Below are 23,137 nucleotides of genomic sequence, written 5' to 3' on the forward strand. Positions count from 1 at the left end.
CAATCAGCCGGGGGCGTCCGGCACGCCCCCCGCCCTCAGAAAATCCACAAAAGCCCGCAACGGCGCCGGTAAATGGCGCCGTCCCGGATAGTAAAGAAACGGCCCGGAAAACCGCTGCCACCAGGGCTCCAGGATCGGCTCCAGCACACCGCTCTCGAGATGCGGGCGCAGCATGTCCTCGAACAGATGGATCACCCCCACCCCGGCTATGGCGGTGCTGATGGTCAGCTCCATTGCCGCGCCCGGTCTCACCAGCAACGGCCCAGACGGATCGAGCCGCACCACTTCGCCGTCCCGCTCGAAATCCCAGGTCGGCTTCGCACCGCCGGCAAACTGGCCGCGCAGACACGCGTGAGCAAGCAGCTCGCGTGGATGCTCGGGCCGCCCATGCACGTCGAGATAAGCGGGTGCCGCCGCCGTCGCGAAACGCTGCACACGCGGCCCGATCGGGATAGCGATCATGTCCTGTTCGAGCCGCTCGTCGTAGCGAATGCCCGCGTCACAGCCGATGGACAGCACATCGACGAAACCGTCTTCGACCACCACCTCCACGCGGATGTCCGGATAGGCTTTCAGGAACGAGGCGACGATACCCGGCAAGACAATCCGCGCAGCGCTCGACGGCACATTAAGCTTCAGCGTGCCGGTTGGCTTATCCCTGAAGCCATTGAGCACATCGAGCGACGCCTCCATCTCGCTGAAGAGCGGCGTTAGTTTTTCGATCAGACGCTGTCCCGCTTCGGTCGGCGCCACACTGCGCGTCGTGCGGTTGAGCAGGCGCAGACCGAGCTTCGCTTCGAGACGCCGCACGGCGATGCTCAGGCTCGAGGCGGAAACGCCGCTGATGCGGGCGGCGTCGCGAAAGCCGCCGGCGCGGGCCACGGAAACAAACGCGGCAAGATCATTCAATTCCATGGGCATTGTTCATAATTTTCAACAACCCGTACAATTTAGGCCGGATTTTCAAACAACGCAACCAGGACCATACTGCGCTCACCACTCTTCAAGGAGAACGCAATGTCCACCGTCACCTCTACATTTAGGTTTGCCGGCCGCTCCGTTCGCCGCATGGGCTACGGCGCCATGCAGCTCGCCGGCCCCGGCGTATTTGGGCCGCCCAAGGATCGCGACGCCGCTCTCGCCGTGCTGCGCGAAGCCATCGCGCTAGGCGTCGATCACATCGACACCAGCGATTTTTACGGGCCGCACGTCACCAATCAGATCATCCGGGAGGCGCTGCATCCGTATCCGACCAAGCCGATGATCGTCACCAAGGTGGGCGCGGTGCGTGGCAGCGACGCTTCGTGGCTGCCCGCCATCGAGCCCGAAGATATCGAACGCGGCGTGCACGACAACCTGCGCAACCTTGGTCTCGACGCGCTCGATGTCGTCAATATGCGTGTCATGGGCAGTATCCACGCCCCTGCTGAAGGATCGATCGGCAAGCAGGTCGAGGCACTGGCCGAGCTGCAACGCCGGGGGCTCGTGCGCCATATCGGTCTGAGCAATGTGACTTCGAAGCAGGTCGCCGAAGCACAAAGCATTGCCGAGGTTGTCTGCGTGCAGAACCAGTACAACCTGGTGCAGCGCGAGGACGACGCACTCGTCGACGAACTGGCGGCCAAGGGCATTGCGTATGTGCCGTTCTTCCCGCTGGGCGGCTTCTCGCCGATTCAATCGTCGGTGTTGTCCGACGTGGCCCGCAAGCTCAGCGCAACGCCGATGCAGGTGGCGCTAGCGTGGCTCCTGCAGCGTGCACCGAACATTCTGCTGATCCCGGGTACGTCGTCGGTCGCGCATCTGCGTGAAAACATGCAGGCGGCGCAGTTGCAGTTGCCGGATGCGGCGCTCAAGGAACTGAATGGAATTGGCAGCCTGGGCGGCGGGCATTGATAGAGTCAGCGCAACTTGGGGAATCGATCGTGGCGTTGACCTGTTGATTCCCCGCCTTGCGTCACCTCACGTCACCTCAAGCTGCCTCCTGCCTGCGCGAGACGAGCGAGGCCACCGCACGAACGTCCGCTGCCGTGAGCGGCGTGAACACAACCATGCTCAATCCCGCTGCCCCGTCGACGGCAAACGCGGTGTACTCGAGCGTAAACGGGCCCACCAGCGAATTGTGGATGCGTTTCGTGCCGCCCCAATGGCTATGCACTTCGTTCTCGGCCCACAGTCGACGGAACTCCGCGCTGCTTGCCTGCAACTCCGCGGCAAGCGCCGCGGCGGCAGGGTCACCGCCGATGCGCGCCACGTCGATGCGGAACACGCCAACCGCGAGACGCGCGCTGTCCTCCCAATCCGGGTGCGACGCGCGCGGCAGCGGGCTGCCGAACAGGAGCCGCAGTACGTTGCGCTCATGCACCGGCAGCTTGCCGTAGTCACTCAGCACCGCAGCCGCGGCAGCATTCCAGGCCACCACATCCCAGGTGGGCGTTTTCACGATGGCCGGGCTGGTCGTCAAGGCGTCCAGCACCCGCTGCAGGGTCGGCGTGACGGCAGGCGGCGCCACGGCCTGACTGAGCGGCGGCTGTCTTTGCTGGGCGAGCAGGAACAGCATCTCGCGGCCGGTCGCATCCAGCTCCAGCGCGCGGACCAGCCGCTCCAGCACCTCGACCGAAGGAGGGCCGCCACGGCCCTGTTCGAGCCACGTGTACCACGCGACGCTGACGTTCGCGCGCGTCGCGACTTCCTCCCGCCGCAAACCTGGCGTACGGCGCGGCCCCTGAGCATCCGCTCCGGGCTGCAACCGCGAGCGGCGATCACGAAGGAAACTGCCTAAAGAGGCAAGCGGATCCGGCTGGGTGTTAACAGACATAACGGTATACGCTCCCGGCTTTTGTTGGGCGAAGGCACGTAGGAAGATGGGCTCATCCGTTCGTAACCTAATCAGGAGATCAGTATGCGTGTATTCGTAACGGGAGCCACAGGATTTGTCGGCAGCGCCGTCGTCAGCGAGCTTATCGCCGCAGGACACTCGGTCGTTGGACTCGCGCGCAACGAGGCGGCTGCCGATACTCTAGCGCGAATGGGCGCCGGGGTGCACCGGGGCGACCTGTCCAACCCGGAGACCCTGCGCAGCGGCGCCGCTGAGTCGGACGGCGTGATTCACACGGCCTTCATTCACGACTTCAGCAAGTTCAAGGAAAACTGCGAGACCGACCGGCGCGCCATTGAAGCACTCGGTTCCGCGCTCGCCGGCTCGAACCGGCCGTTGCTCATCACCTCGGGCACGGGGCTTGTCGCGGGCCTGCCGCTCGCGACTGAGGAAGATCCGGCCCCCTCGGGCCCGCATGCGATACCGCGTATCGCATCGGAAGAAGCCACCGCTGCGGTGCTGGCGCGTGGGGTGAATGCCTCCGTGGTGCGTCTGCCGCCCTCGGTGCACGGCGACGGCGATCACGGCTTCGTTCCGAGGTTGATCGACCTTGCCCGCGAGAAAGGCGTGTCGGTCTATGTGGGTGAAGGGCTCAACCGCTGGGCGGCGGTACACCGGTTTGATGCGGCGCGTCTTTACAGGCTGGCACTTGAGAAGGGCAGCACCAGTGCCGGTGCGGAACGCTATCACGTGGTCGCCGAAACCGGCGTGCGGTTCCGCGAGATCGCCGAAGTAATCGGTAGACGCCTGAACGTGCCGGTAGTCAGCAAGACGCCCGAAGAAGCCGCCGAGCACTTTGGCTGGTTCGCGCATTTTGCGTCCATCGACAACCCGACCTCCAGCCAACGGACGCGTGAACTGCTCGGGTGGGAACCGGCGCAGCCCGGATTGATCGCGGATATCGACCGGCCGCGCTATTTCGAATAGCCGAACGCTGGCGCGTTGAGTGTTGGTGGCGTGGTGGCGTGGTGGCGTGGTGGCGTGGCGGCGCTCAACTATCTGAGACGTCAGCCGCCAAGGCCACGCTCTTCTGCGCTTCGAGTTCAGCCAGACGGCCAGCGAGCGCCTTGCTGATCGACTGGTAGGCCGTGCTGCCGAGCGTCAGACGCCGCGCTGGCCGGTCCGCATCGGCTGCGACGATCATCGCATCGACCGTCTTGCCCGCGTCGCCGAGGCGCGGGAATGCGTCGCCATTGATGCGCCGCCTGATCTCCCCGACGGGCGTGGCGTCATAAACAGGCAGCGGTTCCGGGCTGAGCAGATTGGTGCGGAAGCTCGTCCCGGTGGGTCCGGGTTCGACGATGACGAAGTCGATTCCAAACGGCGCGACCTCGAGAGCCACCGCTTCGACGAACCCCTCGATGCCCCACTTGGTTGCGTGGTACAGACTGAAGCCGGGATAGACAGTCTGTCCGCCTTCCGACGAAACCTGCACGATCCGGCCACCGCCTTGCTCTCGCAGATAAGGTAACGCAGCGCGAATGAGCTGGATCGAGCCGGTCAGGTTCGTCGCGATCTGCCTGTCGATCTGCTCGTCCGTGACCTCCTCGGCCGCGCCGAACAACCCGTAGCCAGCGTTACTCACCACCACGTCGATACGGCCCATGGCTTCGAATGCGCGGCCAACCGCCTCGCGTACCGCGTTGGCGTCGGTCACGTCGAGCGTCAGGGTGTGCAAGCGCTCGCCATACCGCCCGCTCAGATCGTCCAGCGCTGCGGCATTGCGCACGGTGGCGGCGACGCGGTCGCCACGCGCCAGCAAACGCTCGGCCAACAGCCGGCCAAGTCCACTGGAGGTGCCGGTAATAAACCAGTTCTTTGTCATCGCACGCTCTCCCGAATGATTGAAAAATCATTGTAGGAGCGCGCCATTGGTGCGATAAGCCACTATAGTTTGTATGACCACGTGAAAAAACTTCACCAATGGCCAAACCCACCCTCGCCGATCTCACCGCATTTTCTGCCGTCGCCAGCCACCGCAGTTTCCGCGGCGCGGCCGACGCACTTGGAGTCACGCGCTCATCGCTGAGTCACGCCATGCGCGGTCTGGAGCTTGCTCTGGGCGTGCGCCTGCTGAATCGCACCACGCGCAGCGTGTCCCTCACCGAAGCGGGTGAGCAGTTGCTCAAACGGCTCACACCGCTGCTGCGCGATCTCGACGAAGCACTCGACACGGTTGCCGATGCCGGTGGTCCGCCTACCGGCACGTTGCGCATCAATGCCAATGAAAACGCAGTGCGTTTGCTCCTGAAAACGGTAGTGCCGCGTTTCCTGGCCCGCTATCCGGGTGTGGCGCTCGATCTGGTCGCGGAGGGCCGCCTCGTTGATATCGTCGAACAGGGTTTTGATGCCGGCGTAAGGCTTGGCGAATCGTTGCCGCAAGACATGGTGGCGGTGCGAATCAGTGAGGATTTTCGCTTTGTTGCCGTTGCCGCGCCGTCCTACCTTGCCGAGCGGCCCGCACCCGTGACGCCGGACGATCTTGCGCAGCATCGCTGTATCCGCCATCGCCTGCCCAGCGGCAAGCTTTACCGCTGGGAATTCGCCAAACAAGGGCAAGAGGCCGTCGTGAATGTGCCCGGCGTGCTGACGCTTGACCACAATGGACTGATGATCGAAGCGGCAGCAGACGGCCTGGGCATTGCCTACGTTCCGGAAACCGCCGCACGCGCGTGGCTCGACGACGGCCGGCTAGTCACGGTATTGGATGACTGGTGTCCCGTCATCCCCGGCCTCTACCTTTACTATCCGGGCCATCGTCACGTCCCCGCTGGGTTGCGCGCTTTTATAGAAGTGCTAAAGGAGTGCGGCTGATTTCGGCTTTGGCATCCCTCATTTCGGGTCCCGCTCAAATCGCTCGCGGCTGCCGCGCCGTGCCGCCCGCTGCTTACCCTCGTCGCGCTGACGCCGTATCGCTGCGGTTTTGTCTTCGAAGAACTCCGCTTCGCGCTGCAACTTCTTGTACGAGTTCAACCGCCTGAGCGTCAAGCGGCCATCGTCGACCGCTTGCGCGACGGCGCAGCCTGCCTCGCCGTTATGCCGGCAGTTGCGAAACGCGCACTGGGTCATCAGATGGGCTACGTCCTCAAAGGCGTCGCTCAAACTGTCTGCGCTGGCCGCCACACCCACACTGCGAATGCCTGGCGTGTCGATAATCACGCCATGTCCTGGCAGCATGAACAACGAACGGCTGGTGGTGGTATGCGAGCCGCGCGCCCCTTTGGCGCTGACACCCAGCGTTAGCTGCCGATGCGAACCGGTCAAAGCGTTCACGATAGAACTCTTCCCTACTCCCGATGATCCGACGAAAACGCAGGTTTCATGCCGCGCGATCATGTCATGAAGTTGCGTCACGCCCTGTTCGGTGAACGTGCTCAGCACGCACACGGCAATGCCGGAGCCGAGCTCGGCGAACTGGGCGAGGTACGTGTTGATGTCGGGCGCCAGATCGGCCTTGTTCAAGACGAGGACCGGTGCGATGCGGTTAGCTCGCGCTAGCAAGAGAAAGCGCTCAAGCCGCGACAGATTGAATTCGTCTGTGCATGAGGTGACGATAAAGAGCTTGTCTACGTTAGCGGCTAATGGTTGCACACGGTCTTCGCCGTTGCTGCGTTGGAAGCAACTGGTGCGTTCGAGGATGTCGATAAATTCGACTTCGCCAGTATTCGTTGGAATGCCGAGAATCCAGTCGCCGATGATCGGCGCTCGATCGCTCTTTCTGGCAAAGGTCAGGTTGAAGTGCTGCAATTTCCCTTGTGCCTCGCCGCAGACGACGAAGCGCAGACCGAAGTCCTCGGTTACGCGGTAGGGTTGGCCGATGCCGTATTGCGCGGCTTGTCCAGCGAAGTGTTCGCTAAAGCCTAGCGTGTCTAAAGACTGAAGACTAAGAGATGCAGAAGTGGTGTTTTGATGCTGATTGGATTCGAGCTTGGTCATGGTCCCAATGCATAGAGGAATTTAGAAGAAAGTCGCCTGAAGCTGTGGTGACAAGATCTTTCATATCCAAACCTCCTGATTGCAATGGGGCACCCTAAAGCTGAAACAAACACGCAACGCCAGGCGGGGTGGGACGCTGGCGCTGGTACAGAACTATCGAGCAGGTCTCACGTATGTGAGGCCGCTCATCATAACCGAGAACGAAAGAGCCGGTTAGGGGGCGTTGTATTTCGGCGATGCGTCTGCGGCGAGCGTTTCGCTCGCCCCTGTGATTTACCTAGCCCAAAGAAAGCACCGAAAACACAAAGGTTGCATTGATAAGCCCATGCATCAGGATCGACATGGAAAGCCCTTTAGTTTTCCGGACCAGCCATCCTGCAATCACTCCCGTGGCAAACAGAAAAACAAGGTGCTGGCTATCTTGATGCAAGCCCGCAAATAGCGCCGCCTGTAAAACGTTGGACCAGCCGAAGCTCATGTGGCGTGACAAGCCGCCCAGCAGACAACCGCGGAACACCAGTTCCTCCATGACCGGCACAAGCACGGACAACACGAGCAGCGCGAGTGGTATCCCACCGATCGCCACAGTGCCATGAACGAGTGCGACCGCCCATACGGTAGGTGCCGCTTTGGTCGCCGCCGGATGGTGCAGCAAGCCGCTCGCGAGCAGTTGGACGGCGAGCAATCCCGCCGGTATGACGAACCATTTCAGTTTCCATGAACCGCTACCCAGCCAGTCACGCCAGTCGAGCAATCTGGCGACCCAGGCCAGCCCAAGCGCGCAGAACAGGAGCGCCCACAGATAGGCCGCAGCCAGGCGGCTCTGCCAGTCGATCCGCGCTGCGCCGCTTCCGGTCGGGGAAATCAGTGCCGTACCCGCATGAAATATCGTGACCAGGTAGAGCAAAACGAAATAGATGGCGAGCGCTAGCCACGCGTGGCGCAAGCCGATTCTGCCGAAGAGGGGAACGGAGACTTTGCCGATCCGTTGACGTACTGTCCCACGATAGTGCGCGGGAAACAGGAGTAATCCGGGGCAAGCCGCAACCAACGCGATCGCCGCCAGCAGACCGAACGCGAGCGGAAGCAGATCCAGACGGCCGACGAGTGCGGGATCGAGATTCAGAAGGTGCGCGTACGCGCCGATAAATCCTGCAGCTTTGCCGGTTTTAACGTACTGGTCGTGAATGACGTCAGCCGCAGCTTTCGCGTTGCCCGAATCGAAGGCTACTTCGAGCCGCAGTTGCTGATTCTGCGGGGACTCAAGCTTGTGCGAAGCAGCGTCAGTGGCTAATACCGCTTCGGCGCCTGCCGAGTCGCCGACGTGCTGAAGCGCGCGCGCCGTTGTGTAAGCGTCGATCTTGAGCCCGGCGCGTTGAGCGCGATGCAATTCATCAATCGCTTCGGTCCCGCGCAGCAACTCGGTCGCGGCACGGATTCGGGCAGTCTCCTGCCAGAGCAATTTGGGAACCGGCGCCGCGGCGAGCAGTCTAGCCGCGTCCTGCGCGTGTCCTGTCTTCACCAGGTAACGCATTGCTTCGACCAGACTTGCATTTGCCGGATCCAGTTCCACCGCAAGCACCGCCTCCTGCCCCGCCCGCGTGTCATTCTTTGCGAAGCTGTAATTGCGCGAGAGCGCAGCATGCAAACGCGCCCGTTGAGTTGCAGACCAGTTGTTTGAGGATTTGAGCAGGGGCTCGCCAAAGTCGATCGCCGGCTTGCCGAAGCGATTCTCAAGCACGAACAGCGTGGCTTCTGGATCGGACGAAAACTGCTTTTCAAGCGCCGACTGACAGGCCGCGAAATCCCTCGACGCAACATCGGCCCAGCTCAAATCGTCCGATTCAGCAAAGCGTTCGATGAATTTGCACTGCGCCAGGGCAAGTCCGGCGTCCGCGGGATACCTTGCCAGGGCGTCACGGTAAGCGTTGAGCACATTCTCGTAAGCGGTCTTTTCTCCGTTGATCACCACATCGTTCATGCGCTCGGGAAGACGCAGATCTTCGCTGGCCCATCCGGTTGGTGCCGCGGCACTTACGGGATCAAGCATCAGCACGGCCCACGCAGCAATGACGAGGATCTTCAGGATTCTTAAAAGCATGGCAGGCGTTTTTTTGGAATGGTCAATGACATGAGCGATGGATGGCCCCGTCATGTCATCTTAAGGCAAGACGCCAAGAACCAGAGCGACTAAACCTCTCGCTAGAACCTTGCGTAAGACCGTCGTTGCTCCGTGGTGTGACGTGCTGCCTTTATGCACGAGAACAGGTCAATTGCTAATTCGCATCGCCTAACAATTCATCGGCCGAGACAACCGTGCAATATTCCCCATCCAGGTTTGCAAGCGACATGGCGTGAACTTCGTCGGCGCTTCGCATCCGGCCTTCCCAATCCACGCGGCCGAATGTGAAACAACCATCCTCGACAAGATACGTATCGAAGCCGAGATTGCCCGCCATGCGAACCGTCGCTTCGACCGAGTTATTCGTGATCACCCCAACGACCACGAGCGCCGTATGTCCCCCTGCGCGCAAACGTTCTTCGAGTCCGGTACCAATGAAGGCGTTGTTGGTGTGCTTCGGGATCACCGTCTCTCCGGACAGCGGTGCTACTTCCGGTTTGAATTCGTTTCCGGGTTGCCCAGGGCGGTAGTGCGAGCCTGGTTCGACGGAATCGTGGCGTACATGCCAGACAGGCCATTTCGCGGCGCGCCAGTGCTTCAAGAGTCGGCCAATGTTGACCTCGGCCATCAGATTGTTTCGTACTCCCCAATCCGGATGGTCAATCGCCTTCTGCAAATCAATTAGAAGAAGCACGGCCCCATGAGCCGAAAACGTCCACATACGCTAAGCCTTCCTGAGTTGAGGCGCGGCAAGAGATACAGCTAGATATCACATGTCTTATTGCCGGGCAGTATAAGCGACTTTTTTGGTATGACGTGGTGGATCTGTCAGGTGTCGCGCAACGCAAGCGAAGCGCCTGTTGTGAGGGCTGGCACGCATAGCCGTCGCGGAAGATTGCGGGCGGCGAAGTGACTTTCGAGCAAAGATTCACACTTCGCACCGCTCGGCTAGACGCACCCACACCCACCCGTGCTATGTTCATACCCGCCCCGGCCGAAATCGCATGCCACCTAAGGCCGCAACCACGACATCCCTGATCGACGATGACTCGCCCGAGCTTCTCCGTTAGAAGACCAAGGTCTTACTGGTTGATCCGCGTGCTATGCGCCATCGCCGTCATCGTGGCCGCGCTGGTGCTGGCATGCTGGATGACGCTGCGTGCCAGCCTGCCGCAACTCGACGGTGCGCGCGCCGCACCGGCATTGTCTGCTTCCGTCTCAATCGAACGCGATTCGCGAGGCGTTCCCACGCTGACGGGCAAGAACCGGACAGACGTGGCTTACGCGACCGGCTTCGTTCACGCGCAGGACCGCTTCTTCCAGATGGACCTGCTGCGCCGCGTCGCAGCCGGCGAAATGGCCGCGCTGATCGGCCCGGCCGCGCTCGACCTCGATCGCCGCAACCGGCCTAACCGCTTCCGCGAACGCGCGCGGATGCTGGTCGCTGCGCTTCCCACCGACCAGCGCGCCCTGCTGAACAGCTACACAGCCGGTGTCAACGACGGACTAGCCGCACTGAATTCGCGCCCGTTCGAGTACTGGGCCCTGCGCACACAACCGCTCGCCTGGCGTCCCGAGGACACTTTCCTCGTGGTCTACGCGATGTATTTCGATCTGCAATCGCACGAGGCGATCCGCATCCTCTCGCGCGCCGCGTTGCGCGAGCATGTGCCGGCCGATCTGTTCGCGTTCCTGCTCCCCGTCAGGAGCCACTGGGACGCGCCGTTCGACGTCGCCAAGCCACCTGCGGTCGACCTTCCGGCGCCACCGGTCACACGCCCCGACTGGCTGCAGACAGCGAAATCCGCCAGCATCCCCACACAAGGGCAAGAAACCGAATTCGCCGCAAGCGACCTCATGGAAGGCAACTCCATGATCGGCAGCAACGGCTGGACGGTGGACGCCGCACACAGCGCAAACGGCGGCGCACTCCTCGCAAGCGATATGCACCTTGGGCTCTCGCTGCCCAACCTCTGGTACCGGCTCTCGCTGAAATGGAGCGGTCCGGACGGTCAACCGCGGCGAGTGAGCGGCGTCAGCTTGCCGGGGACGCCGCTTGTTATTGTCGGCAGCAACGGTCAGGTTGCCTGGGGCTTTACGAACAGCTATGGCCGGTTCATCGACCTGATCGAACTCCAGCGCAATCCCGCCGACCCGCTGCAATACCGGGTTCCCGGCGGAGGCTGGCAACGCGCGACGCTCTATCACGAACGCATCGACGTCAAGGGTGGCAAACCGGTCGATCTACCGGTTGCGGAAACGCAATGGGGTCCGCAGATCACGGTCGGCTCGCACGCCTACGCGCTACGCTGGGTCGCGCACGATCCTCAGGCAGTCAACGTCAACCTGCAGCGGCTCGAAGAAGCAACGAACGTCGAAGACGCACTGCATATCGCACAAACCAGCGGAATTCCAACGCAGAACTTCACCGTCGCGGACGCGCACGGCAACATCGGCTGGACTCTTGCCGGACCGCTGCCGCGCTGGAGCACGGGCGCAGGCGCATCAAGCGGTTCGTACGAGGATCTGCCTTTCGATTCGTCCACCTATCAGGGCTGGCAAGGCTACCTTGCGCCGCAAGCGTATCCGGTGCGAATCGATCCACCGCTCGGACGTCTGTGGACCGCGAACAACCATACGCTGCCTGACAACGAAGCAGCGCTGCTGGGTGACGCAGGCGCTGATGTCGGCGCACGCGCATCGCAGATCCGTGACGATCTGCTGGCGCTGCCGAAAGCCAGCGAACACGACATGCTCGCTATCCAGACCGACGACCGCGCGCTGTGGATCGACAGTTGGCGCCGCCTCTCGCTCTCGGTGCTCGACGCCGATGCGGTACGCGATCATCCGCAACGTGCCGAATTCCGCCGCCTCGTGATCGCATGGAACGGCCGCGCCGATGCCGACGCGGTCGGCTACCGTCTCGTGCGGGCGTTCTACTTTTCGCTCTACGACGCCTGGTTCGGCAAGCTCGACAAGGAACTCGCAGCAAGCGTCAATAACACTGCGACCGGCGTCCCGCCCAACTTTCGCTCTGCAAGTTCCCGCTATGACGCGGTGATGGAAGCGCTTGCCGCGCATCAGGCATGGGTGCCCGATAACATCGACAACTGGCGCGCATTCATGCTCGAACGCATCGACCACGCCATTGCACAGTTGCCGCCGGGCGTGGCGCTCGCTGACGCGCGCTGGGGCGATCGCAACCGTGCGGAGATCGAGCATCCGTTCGCGCGAATCGTGCCGGCCTGGTTGCCGTGGCTGCACACGTGGCTCAGTGCGCCGCCCGATCCGCTCGCGGGCGACTTCAACATGCCGCGCGTGCAAGCCTCTTCGTTCGGCGCATCCGAACGCATGGTCGTTTCGCCGGGACGCGAACAGGACGGCCTGTTCGAGATGCCGGGCGGGCAATCTGCTCATCCTTTGTCGCCGTATTTTCTGCTCGGGCACGAAACCTGGGTACACGGCGCGCCGGCCCCCTTCTTGCCGGGAGCAACGCTGCATCGGCTTGAACTGGCGCCGCCGGTCCGCTGAACAGACTGTGTGGGTGATCGGTGCTACGCCCGGCTTCGCGCCCGCACAGGTCCGGGCGTCGAATTGATCCACACATTTTTTAACTTCACTCTTTAGCCATCTTATTCAATAAATATAAAACGCATTAATTTTACTTTTAATGCGCTTTCGATGACATAACACTACATTCATATACAAGGTTTCAGCTAAACTTCCGGTTCGCGAGAAGAGATAACGCGTCGCAGCGCTAGCCCACATCTGTCATTGCATTCCGGAAAAGGCTTGAGTGATGTCCGATCAGTTATGCGTCATACATGGGAAAATCAGTACCGTGGAGCAGGTCCCAGTGGACCTTCTTGCTGTTCCGCAAATGCCTACCGGCACGCCAGTCAAAGCCTTTGCGCCTATTCTATTTGCATTAAATACAAATAGCGCCAAATCAATAATGAATAACTGGCAGCGTCGTTATCTAATGCGCATTTCCAGGCAGATCGATCAGACCACCAACATCGGGCCTTCACAATCCGCGGAGTTTGAACCCCAGGCCGACCAACCTTACCTGATGGACATCACCATTGACGGTATCAACTACCGGACCATGCTGAGCGGTCTCTGCTTTAACGAAGGGGATGATGTCACCGCGGTCGTCGACGAACGAGGCTCCTTACTGGCCGTCGCGAGAAAGGATCAGACCGCGATGTCGATCTATGCAGGCTGCAAAAACGGCTTCGCGCAACTCATGGACCATCTGTGGTGGGTCGCCAGACTGCTGTTCTGGGTAACGATGATCCCGATGCTATTGGTCAACGTGGGCGAACTCACGCTCAACAGTTCGTGGGATCTGACCATCTTCCTGATCGTCCTCGCCGGCTCGCCGTTCGTCCTTTTTGCTCTGTGCGCGCTGCTATGCGGGTTCGCCAAGCGGAGCGAATTCATGCCTGCGTGGCTTGCGTCGAGCATCTTCGAGGCGCTCGGCCGGCACGATCTGACCAACCTGAACTTCACTGCGGCCGAAAGCGAAGCACCTCACGACGGCAGAAAGCGGCCGGGCGACAAGGGCCGGGTGCTTTACTTCTGGCCGGCAGACAGAACCGCGCCGGTCGAGCGAACCCGGATTCTCGCCGCGGGCAGGCACGTCGAACAAGGTCAGGGGTAAGCGCGGACTCGGAAGCTCCGCTGCGCCCCGTTCAAACCGGCACGCTCAATTTGCCGGGACAGCCGGCAAGAACGACCACCAGCACACCTGATTGAGCGCCGAAGTCGCGACCGAAGGACTCAGCCCGGCGGCAATGCTGGCATTCCAGTCGCCTTGCGCATCCGTGCTATCCGAGCAACTGCTGACGTAGTCCAGCGATCCGGTAAAGAACGCACTACGCGGCAACTTTGCCTCGGTGCTCTTCCACGACTGCAGCGTTTGCAGCAGCGAACTGTCGAGTGAGGGCAGGAACACCTGCTCCGCAAAGTCGCCATCCACGAGCATCGGGAACGATACGCCACCGCTCGAACCGCTGATAGCCGAGGTGGGTGCTGCATTCAGGACGATCGGCGCATTCGGGAATTCCGTGCGCAACTGCGCGACGAGGTCCAGACCGCCTTGCTGGCAGGCGGCATTGCAGGGTCCTTGAGCCGCGTTCGCAGCGTGGCCGACAATTTCAAAGTTATCCAGCATGAAGCCATCCACGCCGGTCGCGGCAAGCCGCGGTGCGACGTAGTTCACGATCAGGTTCTGATAATCCGCGTTCCCGACGTTCATCCAGTACTCGTTCGGGTAGCCGCTGTACTGGCCTAATTGCGCGGCCTGATTCGCACCGCAGGAGACGAAGCCGGAAGGCACGGTTGTCCAGTAGGTACGCCAGGTTTCGCAAGCGCCAACGTTCAGATAGCTGAGCACTTTCGCCCCGTGCGCTTTGAGCGCGCTGATCTGCGCGGCCGTGAAGTTGGGCGTGCCGGTGCCCGGGTCCGCATCGATGACGATCACGTTGAAACTCGACGCGAGCTGGTCAATATTGGTCTGGGCCGCGGTACCGTAGTACACAGCCCATACCGCCGAGGCAGGCAGATTGCGCGCGGCGGCAACCGGCACGCTGGTCGACCCCGAAAGGGTGATCGCACTGCTGCTGGCCGGAGTGCTGCTGGAGTTGCCGGAATTGCTGGAGCTGCTGGACGCGGAGGCCTGGCCGCCACCCCCGCCACAGGCTCCCAACAATGACGCTACAAGGAACGCGGCCGCGAGGATAGAGCGAGAGAGTAATGAGCGCATGGATTGGCTATTCTGGATTTTCCAGGAGCGTAGCATGCGCAGCGGGCCGACGCGCGATACAGCTCCGGCAGCGCACGGCGCCAACCCTGCCATCTCGGGCGAATCAGAACGCCGCTGTGTAGATAGCCAGTGCGTCGGCTTCGGAAACCACCCGCGGGTTGTTGACCAGCAAACGCGTCTGCAGCATCGCGTCGCTTGCCATGCGCTCCAGACCGCTGCGTTCGATGCCCACCGCGCTTAGGGTGGCAGGAATGCCGGTCGCGGCAATCAAGCGCTCGATCTGCTCGATTAGCGCATGGGTGCGGCTCGCGTCACTGCCGGTGGCCGCCGGCACCACTACGCCGGCGAGTTCTGCGTACAAGTGAGCCGCCGCTTCCGCGTTGAAGCGCAGCACGTGTGGCAGCACGAGCGCGTTGGAAAGACCATGCGGCACATGATAGATACCGCCGACCGGATAGGCCAATGCGTGCACCGCGGCAACCGGCGAGTTGGCAAAGGCCTGACCGGCGAACGTCGCGCCGAGCAGCATCGCCTCACGCGCCGCACGGTTCTGGCCGTTCTCGCAGGCCGCCAGCAGGTTGCGCGACAGCAGTTCGAGCGCCTTCACCGCCAGCATGTCGGAGATCGGATTCTTCAAACGCACCGACGTGTACGCTTCAATCGCGTGCACCATCGCATCGATACCGGTAGCCGCCGTCGCAGCCGACGGCAGAGCGAGCGTGAGCTCCGCGTCGAGAATCGCCAGATCCGCAATCAGTTGCGGCGCGACGACGCCCATCTTCTTCGCTTCGCCAACCGTGACGATTGAGACCGCGGTGACCTCGGAGCCGGTGCCGGCGGTGGTCGGCATCTGCACGAGCGGCAAGCGCGCGACCTCAACCTTGTTCACCCCGTACATCTCGCTTAACGGCTGTTGCTGCTGCGGCGCCAGCACTGCCAGCAGTTTTGCGACGTCCATCGACGAGCCGCCGCCCAGGCCGAGCACGATTTGCGCGTCTGCTTCGCGCGCCAGCGAGGTGGCCTCCAGCACAATGTGCTCAGGCGGATCGGCAATCACGTCGTCGATCACGCTCACTTGCCAGCCGTGCGCGGCAAGATCGGCCAAGGCAGGATCCAGCAGGCCGCTGCGGTGCAGAAAATCATCCGTGACGACACACAAACGGGTAAGCGCCGGAAACTGCTCGCGCAGCAAACTACCGAGACGCCGCGCTGCACCATATTCGACGACGAGCGTCGGTACGGTTTGAAACCGGAATGCGTTCATCACGCAGCCTCCTCCGGCACCATGTAGCTCGTCACCTCACGGCGATCGAGCAACGGAATGATGGTGCCAAAACCAAGCCTCTGGAAATGCGGGGTGTCGCGATGCTCGGCTAGGCCGTTGGCATCGGAGTACTTTTCCAGAATGACGAAGTGGTCGGGGTCGAGCGGTGAACGGAAGAACTCGTAGTAGAGATTTTTAGGCTCGGTACGTGTCGCCGCCGCAAGCTCCGTCAACGGTGCGACGATCTTGTCGCCGTTGCCGGGTTGCGCGAAGTAATGTGCAATCACCTGCAGATAAGCCTTGGACATCGATCACTCCAGCAAGGTTAGTCGTTCAACGTTCCATATTTGCATTGTATGAGATCGGCGCCACGTTCGCCGCGCCCTGGCATAACGCGTTGGCATACGTCCGCCATGGCTCGCATGCGCTAGACTCACATAGGCAGGACAGGCAAGCATCTCGTACAGGCTTGCGCTTGCATGGGATTGGAGATTTCGATGATACGCAAGACTCTCAACGCATCGCAGCTACAGCAGGAAGTAAACCGGCGGCTGCATCGGCTTCAGGAAATCGTCGAAGACGGTGTGAAGATTCGCGTGCCCCGGCCGCAGTTGCAAGAGCCGGATAAAACCGGCTGCAACTGGGACATGAAGCACTTCGGCAACGCCGCGGGCTTCGAGCGCGATATTGCCGCGGTGCTCAAGGCCGTACGCGCCGAATACAACCTGAGCACCGAAACGAAGGACACGGGGAATCCGTTTGCGGACTTCCCGGGCAACTGAGCAGCACAGACCTAAGCGTCAGGTTCGCGCGAGAACTTGTCGAGACTGATGCCCAGCTCTGCGGCCAGATATTCGACAAGCGCCTGAAGACGCGCCAGTTCCTCACCTTGGCGCCTCACTTCCGCCTTCAGCGTCTCGACCTCGGCCGACGGCGCCGTGTCTTCCACGACACCACGCGCCGGCTCTTCGCTCACGCTGACTTCGCCGCACAGCAAGTGCGTCCAGCGGTTTTCGCGCTCGCCCGGCGTGCGCGGTAGCTTCACCACGCGCGGCGGGTCGTTCGCGGCCAGTTCATCGAGAAACACTTCGACCGACGAGATGTCGGCAAAGTCGTGCAAGCGCGAAGTGTTCAGGCGCAATTCAGCGGCAGTCTGCGGGCCGCGCAGCACCAGTACCGTGAGCAAGGCGGCCGACTGGCTCGGGATGCCCAACACACGGTTCATATTGTGTTCGAAGCGCGGCACCCGGCTGCTGCTGCCTTCCAGCACCAGCGAGAGGCGTTTCAGGCCGTCAATTGCGGTAAGCACTTCCGCCTCGCTCACGTTCATCACGGGAGCGCGCGCGGTCTTCTGGTTGCAACCGGCGGTCAATGCGTTAAGCGAGAGCGGATACGTATCGGGTACCGTGTGCTGTTTCTCGCTCAGCACGCCCAGTACACGCGCTTCGATGGGCGTCAGTGAACGCATGGCGGGGCGGGGAACCGCGCCGGTGGTGTCGGGAGTGGTATTCATAGCTGGGGCTTCGCAGAGGGTAGCGCCTGGCAAGGCCACCCTGATCGTGAGCCGGACGGACGTGTCCGGCGAAGACACACATGATAAACAGATTGACCGCCACCGCAAAACGCACTCTGCCGTTCAACAACGGGTAGCATGACGCACTGCCCCAACGCCTTTGTCGAAATCCCATGCGTTCCACGCGCCCCTTGCCGCCCCTCATCACCCTGCGCGCCTTCGAAGCGGCCGCACGGCACCTGAGTTTCAGCCTGGCGGCGCAAGAACTGTTCGTCACGCAAAGCGCCATTAGCCACCACATCCAGAAGCTGGAAAGCGAGCTGGGCGTCGCGCTGTTCGAGCGGCGCACACGTGCCGTGGCGCTCACCACCGCCGGAGAAGCCTACTTCGCCAAAGTGCACGCGGCGTTCGAACTGCTGCGCGCCGGCACCGAGGAAACGCGCGCACCGGCAGCGCAACGGGTGACGCTGAAGGTGGGCCTACTGGCTTCGTTCGCGACACGCTGGCTCGCGCCTCGCCTGCAGGCGTTTTCTGCCGCGCATCCGCAGATCGAACTGCAACTGCGGCCCGACATTGCACTCGCCGACGTCCCCGGCGGCGAAGTGGACATGGCAATCCGCTACGGCCGCGGCGGCTGGCCCGGTGTGCGTGCCCGCAAGCTCATGTCCGAACGGCTCTCGGTGGTGTGCTCACCCACGCTGCTCGCCGGTGCACGGAGACCGCGCAAGCCGCAGGACCTGCTGCGCTTTCCTCTGCTCGCCTCGCATGCCAAACTGCCGTTCGAATGGCATGCCTGGGCGACGCGCTTCGGCGTGGACCTCAAGCACATCCAGACAGTGCAACTGCACGACTACAACATCGTCGTCGAAGCGGCACTCGCGGGGCAAGGCATCGCCATGGGGCGCCACCGGCTGATCGCCGCGCAACTGGCAAGCGGGGCACTCGTTCAGGCGCTGCCCGATGCCGTGCTGGACGATCCGCGCATCGGCTGGTGGCTTGTCACGCCCCCCGCAGCGACGGGAGAAAGCGAGGCCGTGGCGGCCTTCCGCGGCTGGCTGGCGCAAACCGCCGCGGCAGATTTGCTCGATTGAACGCATTAGTTCTGCTCATGCGTAGCGCCCAAGAATTCATTGGTCAGCGGACGGCCGCGGCCATAGGATGGAACGTCTATCCACCTGTCCTGTGAGGACCCGCACATCATGACGCTCTCGCTCACCGCCCACCTTGCCACGCTCGGCATCACGCTCGAATCCGCTGCCGCCCCCGCCGCCAACTACGTCCCGTTCGTGCAGGACGGCTCGCTGCTTTATATTTCCGGTCAGATCTCGCGCAAGAACGGTCAGGCTGCCTATGTGGGCCGTCTCGGCGAAACGATCTCCGATGAGGATGGCGTACAGGCCGCACGGCTCGCCGCGCTCGGCATCCTCTCGCAGATCGCCGCCGCCACCGGCGACCGGCTCGATCGTGTAGCGCGTATCGTGCGCCTCGGCGTCTTCGTCGCCAGCACGCCGGAATTCAATCGCCAGAGCGCCATTGCGAATGGCGCATCGGATCTGATGGTGCAGGTATTCGGCGACGCCGGCCGCCATGCGCGCGCCGCGGTCGGCGTTGCGTCGCTGCCGCAAGGCGTCGCCGTGGAAGTCGAAGCGGTCGTTTCGCTCACACAGTCCTGAACCGTAGTTCCGAACCGTCGCTGCATCACTGGAGCCACTAATGCCCGCCCCTCTTACCGACGCCACCGTGCAAGCGCTACGCGCCCAGACGCCGGGCACGCAACACATCACGCACTTCAATCACGCCGGCTCCTCGCTGCCGTCCGCGGCAACGCTCGAGGCAATCCGCGCCCATCTGTGGCGCGAAGCCACCATGGGTCCCATGGAAGCCGGCGTGGCAGCACGCGCGCAAACGGAGAATGCACGTGCGCTGGCCGCGCAGCTATTCAATGCTCAACCCATGGAGATCGCGCTGACAGACGGCAACTCCCAAGGCTGGGGCGGCGCGTTCGCCGCGCTGGGCACATGGCAGCCCGGCGACCGGATTCTGGTTGCGCGTCACGAGTGGGGCGGCAACCTGGCCACCATGCGCCTGACGGCCGGGCGCGCGGGCGCATCCATTGAAACGATTCCTTCCGATAGCAGCGGCGCGGTCGACCCCGAAGCGCTAGAGGCGATGCTCGACGAGCGGGTACGACTGATTGCGCTGACCTGGATGCCGGCCAACGGCGGGCTCATCAATCCGGCGGCGGCGATCGGCCGGATCGCGCGCCGCCATGGCATCGCGTACTTCATCGACGCCGCGCAGGCGGTCGGGCAAATGCCCATCGACGTCACCGAACTCGGCTGCGACATCTTGAGCGGAGTGGGCCGCAAGGCCTTGCGCGGCCCACGCGGCACCGGACTGCTGTACGTGCGGCAGGCGTTTCTGGAGCGCCTGACACCGGCATTTGTCGACACTCACACGGCGCCGCTCGATGCCGGCGGCGAGCCCGTTTTGCGGACCGACGCGGCTCGCCTCGAACCGTCGGAAGCCGCTCCGGCGCTGCGCTGCGGTTTGGCCAGCGCGCTACAGGAGGCGCTGGAGATCGGCGTTGAGAACATCCGTGCCCGCATCGACGCCGTCGCGCAGACGGTGCGCGCCGAACTCGCGCAGATCGACGGCGTGACGCTACTTGACCAAGGGCGCGAACGTTCGGGTCTGGTGTCCTTCAGCGTGGCGGGCCACGAGCCCGCCGCGTTGCAGCGCGCACTGGCCGCGCGGGGCGTGACGATCGGAAGCAACGGGGTCAGCTATACCCCGCTCGACATGAATGCCCGCGGCCTCACCCAGATCGCCCGCGTTTCCGTCAGCTATCTGACCACCGAGGAGGAAATCGGCAAAATGCTGGGCGACTTGCGGTCGCTGCTGCAGTAATATCGTCGCTTACGCCGCGTCGTCTGGGCTGGCGCAGCCGGGCAAGGCGAGACGCGGCGGACCCACAATACAGGCCGACCCAAGGAGGCTTCAATGGAACGACCCGAGTTCATCCGCCACTGGACCGAACTGGAAGGCCCGGACGATTCCCACTACAAGGACAGCACCGAACTGCACGGCATTGGCGCGCCGCTTGCCCGCAAGCTTGGGCTTCAGCGCATCGGCATTCACCACAGCCGTTTGCTGCCCGGACGCCGCACCTCATACCCGCACGCGGAAAGCGCGGAGGAAGAGTTCGTGTTTGTGATTGAAGGCACGCCCGATGTGTGGATCGACGGTCATCTGCATCCACTGAAGCCGGGCGACTCGGTGGCGTTTCCGGCGGGCACCGGAATTTGCCATACCTTCATCAACAACACGGATCAGGAAGTGCGCCTGCTGGTGATTGGAGAGACAGAAAAGCCGGAGAACCGGATTCGCTATCCGATGAACGAAGCCCATGAAGCGACGCGCCCGGACCGCTGGGTCGATTGGCCGGCGCGTCCGATGGGTCCGCATGACGGCAAGCCGTCAGGCAGCAAGTCTTAACCGGACAAAGGGCCGCTCGCTGCACGGCACTGGGCCACGCGCATCCAGATAAGCGCAGCGCCAGGCTCATGCGAAAACGCCCCCGCGCTGTTAGCGCCGGGGCGTCATTCTTAAAGCGAACCCGCCATCGCGTAGCGGGACCATGCTCGCTTACTGCTTCACGCCTTCCGCCTGGATGTGCAGGACGGTGGCCATCTTGAAGCCATAGGTCTTGCCGAAGTCGACACCGAAATCCGAGCGGTCGAACGTCGCCGTCGATTCCGTGCCGCAGACTTCGCGCTTGAGCATCGGGTTCTGGAAGCACTTGAACGATTCGATCTTCAGGTTCAGCGGCTTCGTCACGCCGTGCAGGGTCAGCTCACCGATCACTTCGACCGGCACGTCACCCTTGAACTTGATCGACGTGCCCTTGTAGACAGCGGTCGGGAATTGCGTGGCGTCGAAGAACTTCGGGCTCTTCAGTTCCGTGTCCAGCGTATCGTTGCCGATGTCCACCGACGACATGTCGATCGTGGCTTCGAGCGAACCCGTCTTCGCTTCACGATCAAGCGTCACCGTGCCGGTGGCCTTCGTGAACTTGCCGCGCCAGATCGAGACGCCACCGAAGTGGTCGGCTTCGAAGCTCGGCGACGTGTGGGTCGGGTCGAGCGTGTAGGTGGTTTCAGCTGCCATTGCGCTAAACGTTGCACCGGCTGCCAGTGCGGCGACTGCTACGGCCAAAAGCTGTTTCTTCAAGGTCATTCTCCTGGTAGGTGTGTGGATTATTTCTTGGTTGCCACAATATGAAACTTGATCACGACGTCGTCAGCGACCACTGAGGTGTCCTTCCATTCGCCCGTGCCGATATCGAACTGGCTGCGTTTGATCGGCAGGCTGCCGTCGAAGGTTTGCGTTGCGCCTTGCTGGGCGACCGTCACCGGCACCGTGACGGTCTCGGACTTGCCCTTGATGGTCAGCGTGCCGCTGACCTTGAACTGGTTACCGCCGGCGGGCGCGATGGCGCTCGAGACGAACGTCGCGCTCGGAAACTGCGCGCTGTTGAACCACTCCTTGCCGCGCACCTGGTCGTTGTAGCTTTCGTCGCCGAGATCGTAGCTCGCGGTGTCGATAGACAGCTTGGCGCTACCGGCGGCCGGCTTGGCCGGATCGAAATCGAGCTGCGCCGTGAACTTCTTGAAGGTGCCTTCGACAGGCACGTTCATCTGCTTCGAGGTGGCGGTCACCTTGCTTTTAGCGGTATCGACCTGTGCGTGCGCCACGCCAAAAAACAGCGAGGACATCGCCGTGGCAGCCACGATCCATTGACGGAGAGAGAGTTTCATAGTGTTGATATCTGCGGTATGCCTGGGGCTACTTGAGAAAGGGAATCATGCGGGCCAGCAATCCGTCACGATCGATGAAGTGGTGCTTGAGCGCCGCCAGCACATGAGCGCTCACCAGCGCGAGCAAGCTGTAGTTCAGCCAGATGTGGATGGTTTTCAGCAGCACCTTGAGCGTCGCGTCCGGGCCGATCAGCGTCGGCAGCGGCACGATGCCCAGATACACCACCTGAATGCCGGCCGCCGAGCTGTAGAGATAGCCCGAGACCGGAATCACGAACATCAGCAGGTACAGGATCACGTGCACGGCTTCCGCCGCCAGCTTCTGCAGCGAAGCCATGCCCGGCGGCAAGGCCGGAGCGCGGTGCGTGAGACGCCACGCGAGGCGAATAACGGCCAATGCGAAAACCGTTACGCCAATCCATTTATGCCATGAAAAGTACTTGAGCTTGGTGGGCGTAAAGCCGGGTATATCGGTCATGATCCAACCGAGATAAAAGCCGGCAACGATCATCAATGCAATCAGCCAATGCAGGCTCATGGCAGTCGTACTGTATCGCTGCTGGAGCGGAGGAACTGTCGTCATCGTCATTTCGGCTGGCGGCTTGAGGGCAGTTCGTCCACACATGAGACGAACGGGTATGAGGCACAGATTCTAGGAGGGGGGATGCCTGCTGAATAGCACACTCAAAGAGAACAGATCGTTGTCCCAGCATGACTAATCGCCAGCCAGTCCGGTCAGATTCTCTCGGTATTCACTTTATATAACCTTTTTATCTCGAAGACCGTAGCATCGCGGTTCTTATAACTCATCCCAACGGCATATGCGAGCGCATAGCC

23 protein-coding genes are annotated in these 23,137 nt (G+C 62.2%); 10 read left to right on the plus strand and 13 right to left on the minus strand.

All coding sequences use genetic code 11. The features are described 5' to 3' along the window. Positions 1-3: 3 nt before the first annotated feature. Entirely contained in the window at positions 4-915 is a 912-nt protein-coding gene (locus FFS45_RS32435) for a LysR family transcriptional regulator (RefSeq protein WP_137958729.1), read from the minus strand. A 102-nt stretch (positions 916-1,017) separates the two neighbouring features. Between FFS45_RS32435 and FFS45_RS32440 the strand changes: the two genes are divergently transcribed. Beyond that, positions 1,018-1,893 (plus strand): aldo/keto reductase family oxidoreductase, encoded by an 876-nt coding sequence (locus FFS45_RS32440; protein WP_137958730.1) that lies wholly within the window; start codon positions 1,018-1,020, stop codon positions 1,891-1,893. Between the two features lie 76 nt (positions 1,894-1,969). On the opposite strand, the gene FFS45_RS32445 is transcribed toward FFS45_RS32440, so the two are convergent. Further along, positions 1,970-2,815, minus strand: a complete 846-nt coding sequence (locus FFS45_RS32445; protein WP_137958731.1) for a helix-turn-helix transcriptional regulator — start codon at positions 2,813-2,815, stop codon at positions 1,970-1,972. A gap of 84 nt (positions 2,816-2,899) precedes the next feature. Between FFS45_RS32445 and FFS45_RS32450 the strand changes: the two genes are divergently transcribed. Further along, positions 2,900-3,802 carry an SDR family oxidoreductase gene (locus FFS45_RS32450; RefSeq protein ID WP_137958732.1) on the plus strand — a complete coding sequence of 301 codons (903 nt, stop codon included), beginning with the start codon at positions 2,900-2,902 and terminating at the stop codon, positions 3,800-3,802. 64 nt (positions 3,803-3,866) lie between these two features. Here the strand turns inward: FFS45_RS32450 and FFS45_RS32455 are convergent, their stop codons facing one another. Continuing rightward, on the minus strand, positions 3,867-4,700 hold the full coding sequence (locus tag FFS45_RS32455; protein ID WP_137958733.1) for an SDR family oxidoreductase: 834 nt from the start codon (positions 4,698-4,700) through the stop codon (positions 3,867-3,869). 98 nt (positions 4,701-4,798) lie between these two features. Between FFS45_RS32455 and FFS45_RS32460 the strand changes: the two genes are divergently transcribed. Further along, the gene (locus tag FFS45_RS32460; RefSeq protein WP_137958734.1) at positions 4,799-5,689 is read left to right on the plus strand and encodes a LysR family transcriptional regulator; all 891 of its coding nucleotides are present in this window, start codon (positions 4,799-4,801) and stop codon (positions 5,687-5,689) included. 18 nt (positions 5,690-5,707) lie between these two features. Here FFS45_RS32460 and rsgA read toward each other — a convergent pair whose 3' ends face one another. From rsgA to FFS45_RS32475, 3 genes are all read right to left on the minus strand, one after another. Further along, on the minus strand, positions 5,708-6,811 hold the full coding sequence (gene rsgA / locus FFS45_RS32465) for a ribosome small subunit-dependent GTPase A (protein WP_137958735.1): 1,104 nt from the start codon (positions 6,809-6,811) through the stop codon (positions 5,708-5,710). Positions 6,812-7,088: 277 nt separating this feature from the next. Beyond that, positions 7,089-8,966, minus strand: coding sequence for a type II CAAX endopeptidase family protein (locus tag FFS45_RS32470; RefSeq protein ID WP_137958736.1), 1,878 nt, complete (start codon positions 8,964-8,966; stop codon positions 7,089-7,091). Between the two features lie 121 nt (positions 8,967-9,087). Next, on the minus strand, positions 9,088-9,654 hold the full coding sequence (locus tag FFS45_RS32475) for a cysteine hydrolase family protein (protein ID WP_137958737.1): 567 nt from the start codon (positions 9,652-9,654) through the stop codon (positions 9,088-9,090). Between the two features lie 323 nt (positions 9,655-9,977). On the opposite strand from FFS45_RS32475, the gene FFS45_RS32480 reads away from it, so the two are divergent. Together FFS45_RS32480 and FFS45_RS32485 are read left to right on the plus strand one after the other, a co-directional pair. Next, positions 9,978-12,464: a penicillin acylase family protein gene (locus FFS45_RS32480; RefSeq protein WP_137958738.1), complete on the plus strand. Its 2,487-nt coding sequence runs from the start codon at positions 9,978-9,980 to the stop codon at positions 12,462-12,464. Positions 12,465-12,789: 325 nt separating this feature from the next. Beyond that, positions 12,790-13,599 carry a hypothetical protein gene (locus FFS45_RS32485; protein WP_137958739.1) on the plus strand — a complete coding sequence of 270 codons (810 nt, stop codon included), beginning with the start codon at positions 12,790-12,792 and terminating at the stop codon, positions 13,597-13,599. Positions 13,600-13,644: 45 nt separating this feature from the next. Here the strand turns inward: FFS45_RS32485 and FFS45_RS32490 are convergent, their stop codons facing one another. From FFS45_RS32490 to FFS45_RS32500, 3 genes are all read right to left on the minus strand, one after another. Next, positions 13,645-14,703, minus strand: a complete 1,059-nt coding sequence (locus tag FFS45_RS32490; RefSeq protein ID WP_249363019.1) for an endo alpha-1,4 polygalactosaminidase — start codon at positions 14,701-14,703, stop codon at positions 13,645-13,647. A 103-nt stretch (positions 14,704-14,806) separates the two neighbouring features. Continuing rightward, positions 14,807-15,967 carry an iron-containing alcohol dehydrogenase gene (locus tag FFS45_RS32495; protein WP_137958741.1) on the minus strand — a complete coding sequence of 387 codons (1,161 nt, stop codon included), beginning with the start codon at positions 15,965-15,967 and terminating at the stop codon, positions 14,807-14,809. Next, a complete protein-coding gene (locus tag FFS45_RS32500; protein ID WP_137958742.1) occupies positions 15,967-16,275 on the minus strand; it encodes a putative quinol monooxygenase in 309 nt (102 codons plus the stop codon). The genes FFS45_RS32495 and FFS45_RS32500 overlap by 1 nt, the downstream gene beginning before the upstream one ends. Before the next feature lie 189 nt (positions 16,276-16,464). On the opposite strand from FFS45_RS32500, the gene FFS45_RS32505 reads away from it, so the two are divergent. Then, positions 16,465-16,749: a hypothetical protein gene (locus tag FFS45_RS32505; RefSeq protein ID WP_137958743.1), complete on the plus strand. Its 285-nt coding sequence runs from the start codon at positions 16,465-16,467 to the stop codon at positions 16,747-16,749. A gap of 11 nt (positions 16,750-16,760) precedes the next feature. Here the strand turns inward: FFS45_RS32505 and FFS45_RS32510 are convergent, their stop codons facing one another. Then, entirely contained in the window at positions 16,761-17,480 is a 720-nt protein-coding gene (locus tag FFS45_RS32510) for a YceH family protein (RefSeq protein ID WP_137958744.1), read from the minus strand. Between the two features lie 173 nt (positions 17,481-17,653). On the opposite strand from FFS45_RS32510, the gene gcvA reads away from it, so the two are divergent. The 4 genes from gcvA to FFS45_RS32530 all read left to right on the plus strand — a co-directional run bounded on the left by gcvA (position 17,654) and on the right by FFS45_RS32530 (position 20,978). Continuing rightward, the gene (gene gcvA / locus FFS45_RS32515; RefSeq protein ID WP_137958745.1) at positions 17,654-18,571 is read left to right on the plus strand and encodes a transcriptional regulator GcvA; all 918 of its coding nucleotides are present in this window, start codon (positions 17,654-17,656) and stop codon (positions 18,569-18,571) included. 108 nt (positions 18,572-18,679) lie between these two features. Beyond that, positions 18,680-19,153, plus strand: coding sequence for a RidA family protein (locus FFS45_RS32520; protein WP_137958746.1), 474 nt, complete (start codon positions 18,680-18,682; stop codon positions 19,151-19,153). A 40-nt stretch (positions 19,154-19,193) separates the two neighbouring features. Further along, on the plus strand, positions 19,194-20,390 hold the full coding sequence (locus FFS45_RS32525) for an aminotransferase class V-fold PLP-dependent enzyme (RefSeq protein WP_137958747.1): 1,197 nt from the start codon (positions 19,194-19,196) through the stop codon (positions 20,388-20,390). 93 nt (positions 20,391-20,483) lie between these two features. Further along, on the plus strand, positions 20,484-20,978 hold the full coding sequence (locus tag FFS45_RS32530) for a cupin domain-containing protein (RefSeq protein WP_137958748.1): 495 nt from the start codon (positions 20,484-20,486) through the stop codon (positions 20,976-20,978). A gap of 150 nt (positions 20,979-21,128) precedes the next feature. Here the strand turns inward: FFS45_RS32530 and FFS45_RS32535 are convergent, their stop codons facing one another. Genes FFS45_RS32535 through FFS45_RS32545 form a run of 3 tightly spaced genes read right to left on the minus strand, consistent with a single transcriptional unit; the run spans position 21,129 to position 22,883 of the window. Further along, on the minus strand, positions 21,129-21,713 hold the full coding sequence (locus tag FFS45_RS32535) for a YceI family protein (protein WP_137958749.1): 585 nt from the start codon (positions 21,711-21,713) through the stop codon (positions 21,129-21,131). Positions 21,714-21,739: 26 nt separating this feature from the next. After that, complete coding sequence (locus FFS45_RS32540) at positions 21,740-22,300, minus strand: YceI family protein (RefSeq protein WP_137958750.1); 561 nt, start codon at positions 22,298-22,300, stop codon at positions 21,740-21,742. Between the two features lie 28 nt (positions 22,301-22,328). Continuing rightward, positions 22,329-22,883 (minus strand): cytochrome b, encoded by a 555-nt coding sequence (locus FFS45_RS32545; protein ID WP_137958751.1) that lies wholly within the window; start codon positions 22,881-22,883, stop codon positions 22,329-22,331. Between the last annotated feature and the right edge of the window lie 254 nt (positions 22,884-23,137).

It is taken from the genome of Burkholderia sp. 4M9327F10, from assembly GCF_005503145.1.
Classification (GTDB): domain Bacteria; phylum Pseudomonadota; class Gammaproteobacteria; order Burkholderiales; family Burkholderiaceae; genus Paraburkholderia.

What these genes read in the sequence shown, in the direction of transcription:
- FFS45_RS32530 (WP_137958748.1), top strand. Translation starts at nt 20,484, where the DNA reads ATGGAACGACCCGAGTTCATCCGCCACTGGACCGAACTGGAAGGCCCG.
- FFS45_RS32510 (WP_137958744.1), bottom strand. Translation starts at nt 17,480, where the DNA reads ATGAATACCACTCCCGACACCACCGGCGCGGTTCCCCGCCCCGCCATG.
- FFS45_RS32505 (WP_137958743.1), top strand. Translation starts at nt 16,465, where the DNA reads ATGATACGCAAGACTCTCAACGCATCGCAGCTACAGCAGGAAGTAAAC.
- FFS45_RS32460 (WP_137958734.1), top strand. Translation starts at nt 4,799, where the DNA reads ATGGCCAAACCCACCCTCGCCGATCTCACCGCATTTTCTGCCGTCGCC.
- FFS45_RS32450 (WP_137958732.1), top strand. Translation starts at nt 2,900, where the DNA reads ATGCGTGTATTCGTAACGGGAGCCACAGGATTTGTCGGCAGCGCCGTC.
- FFS45_RS32445 (WP_137958731.1), bottom strand. Translation starts at nt 2,815, where the DNA reads ATGTCTGTTAACACCCAGCCGGATCCGCTTGCCTCTTTAGGCAGTTTC.
- FFS45_RS32495 (WP_137958741.1), bottom strand. Translation starts at nt 15,967, where the DNA reads ATGAACGCATTCCGGTTTCAAACCGTACCGACGCTCGTCGTCGAATAT.
- FFS45_RS32520 (WP_137958746.1), top strand. Translation starts at nt 18,680, where the DNA reads ATGACGCTCTCGCTCACCGCCCACCTTGCCACGCTCGGCATCACGCTC.
- FFS45_RS32440 (WP_137958730.1), top strand. Translation starts at nt 1,018, where the DNA reads ATGTCCACCGTCACCTCTACATTTAGGTTTGCCGGCCGCTCCGTTCGC.
- FFS45_RS32435 (WP_137958729.1), bottom strand. Translation starts at nt 915, where the DNA reads ATGGAATTGAATGATCTTGCCGCGTTTGTTTCCGTGGCCCGCGCCGGC.
- gcvA (WP_137958745.1), top strand. Translation starts at nt 17,654, where the DNA reads ATGCGTTCCACGCGCCCCTTGCCGCCCCTCATCACCCTGCGCGCCTTC.
- rsgA (WP_137958735.1), bottom strand. Translation starts at nt 6,811, where the DNA reads ATGACCAAGCTCGAATCCAATCAGCATCAAAACACCACTTCTGCATCT.
- FFS45_RS32545 (WP_137958751.1), bottom strand. Translation starts at nt 22,883, where the DNA reads ATGACGACAGTTCCTCCGCTCCAGCAGCGATACAGTACGACTGCCATG.
- FFS45_RS32540 (WP_137958750.1), bottom strand. Translation starts at nt 22,300, where the DNA reads ATGAAACTCTCTCTCCGTCAATGGATCGTGGCTGCCACGGCGATGTCC.
- FFS45_RS32525 (WP_137958747.1), top strand. Translation starts at nt 19,194, where the DNA reads ATGCCCGCCCCTCTTACCGACGCCACCGTGCAAGCGCTACGCGCCCAG.
- FFS45_RS32475 (WP_137958737.1), bottom strand. Translation starts at nt 9,654, where the DNA reads ATGTGGACGTTTTCGGCTCATGGGGCCGTGCTTCTTCTAATTGATTTG.
- FFS45_RS32500 (WP_137958742.1), bottom strand. Translation starts at nt 16,275, where the DNA reads ATGTCCAAGGCTTATCTGCAGGTGATTGCACATTACTTCGCGCAACCC.
- FFS45_RS32455 (WP_137958733.1), bottom strand. Translation starts at nt 4,700, where the DNA reads ATGACAAAGAACTGGTTTATTACCGGCACCTCCAGTGGACTTGGCCGG.
- FFS45_RS32480 (WP_137958738.1), top strand. Translation starts at nt 9,978, where the DNA reads ATGACTCGCCCGAGCTTCTCCGTTAGAAGACCAAGGTCTTACTGGTTG.
- FFS45_RS32490 (WP_249363019.1), bottom strand. Translation starts at nt 14,703, where the DNA reads ATGCGCTCATTACTCTCTCGCTCTATCCTCGCGGCCGCGTTCCTTGTA.
- FFS45_RS32470 (WP_137958736.1), bottom strand. Translation starts at nt 8,966, where the DNA reads ATGACGGGGCCATCCATCGCTCATGTCATTGACCATTCCAAAAAAACG.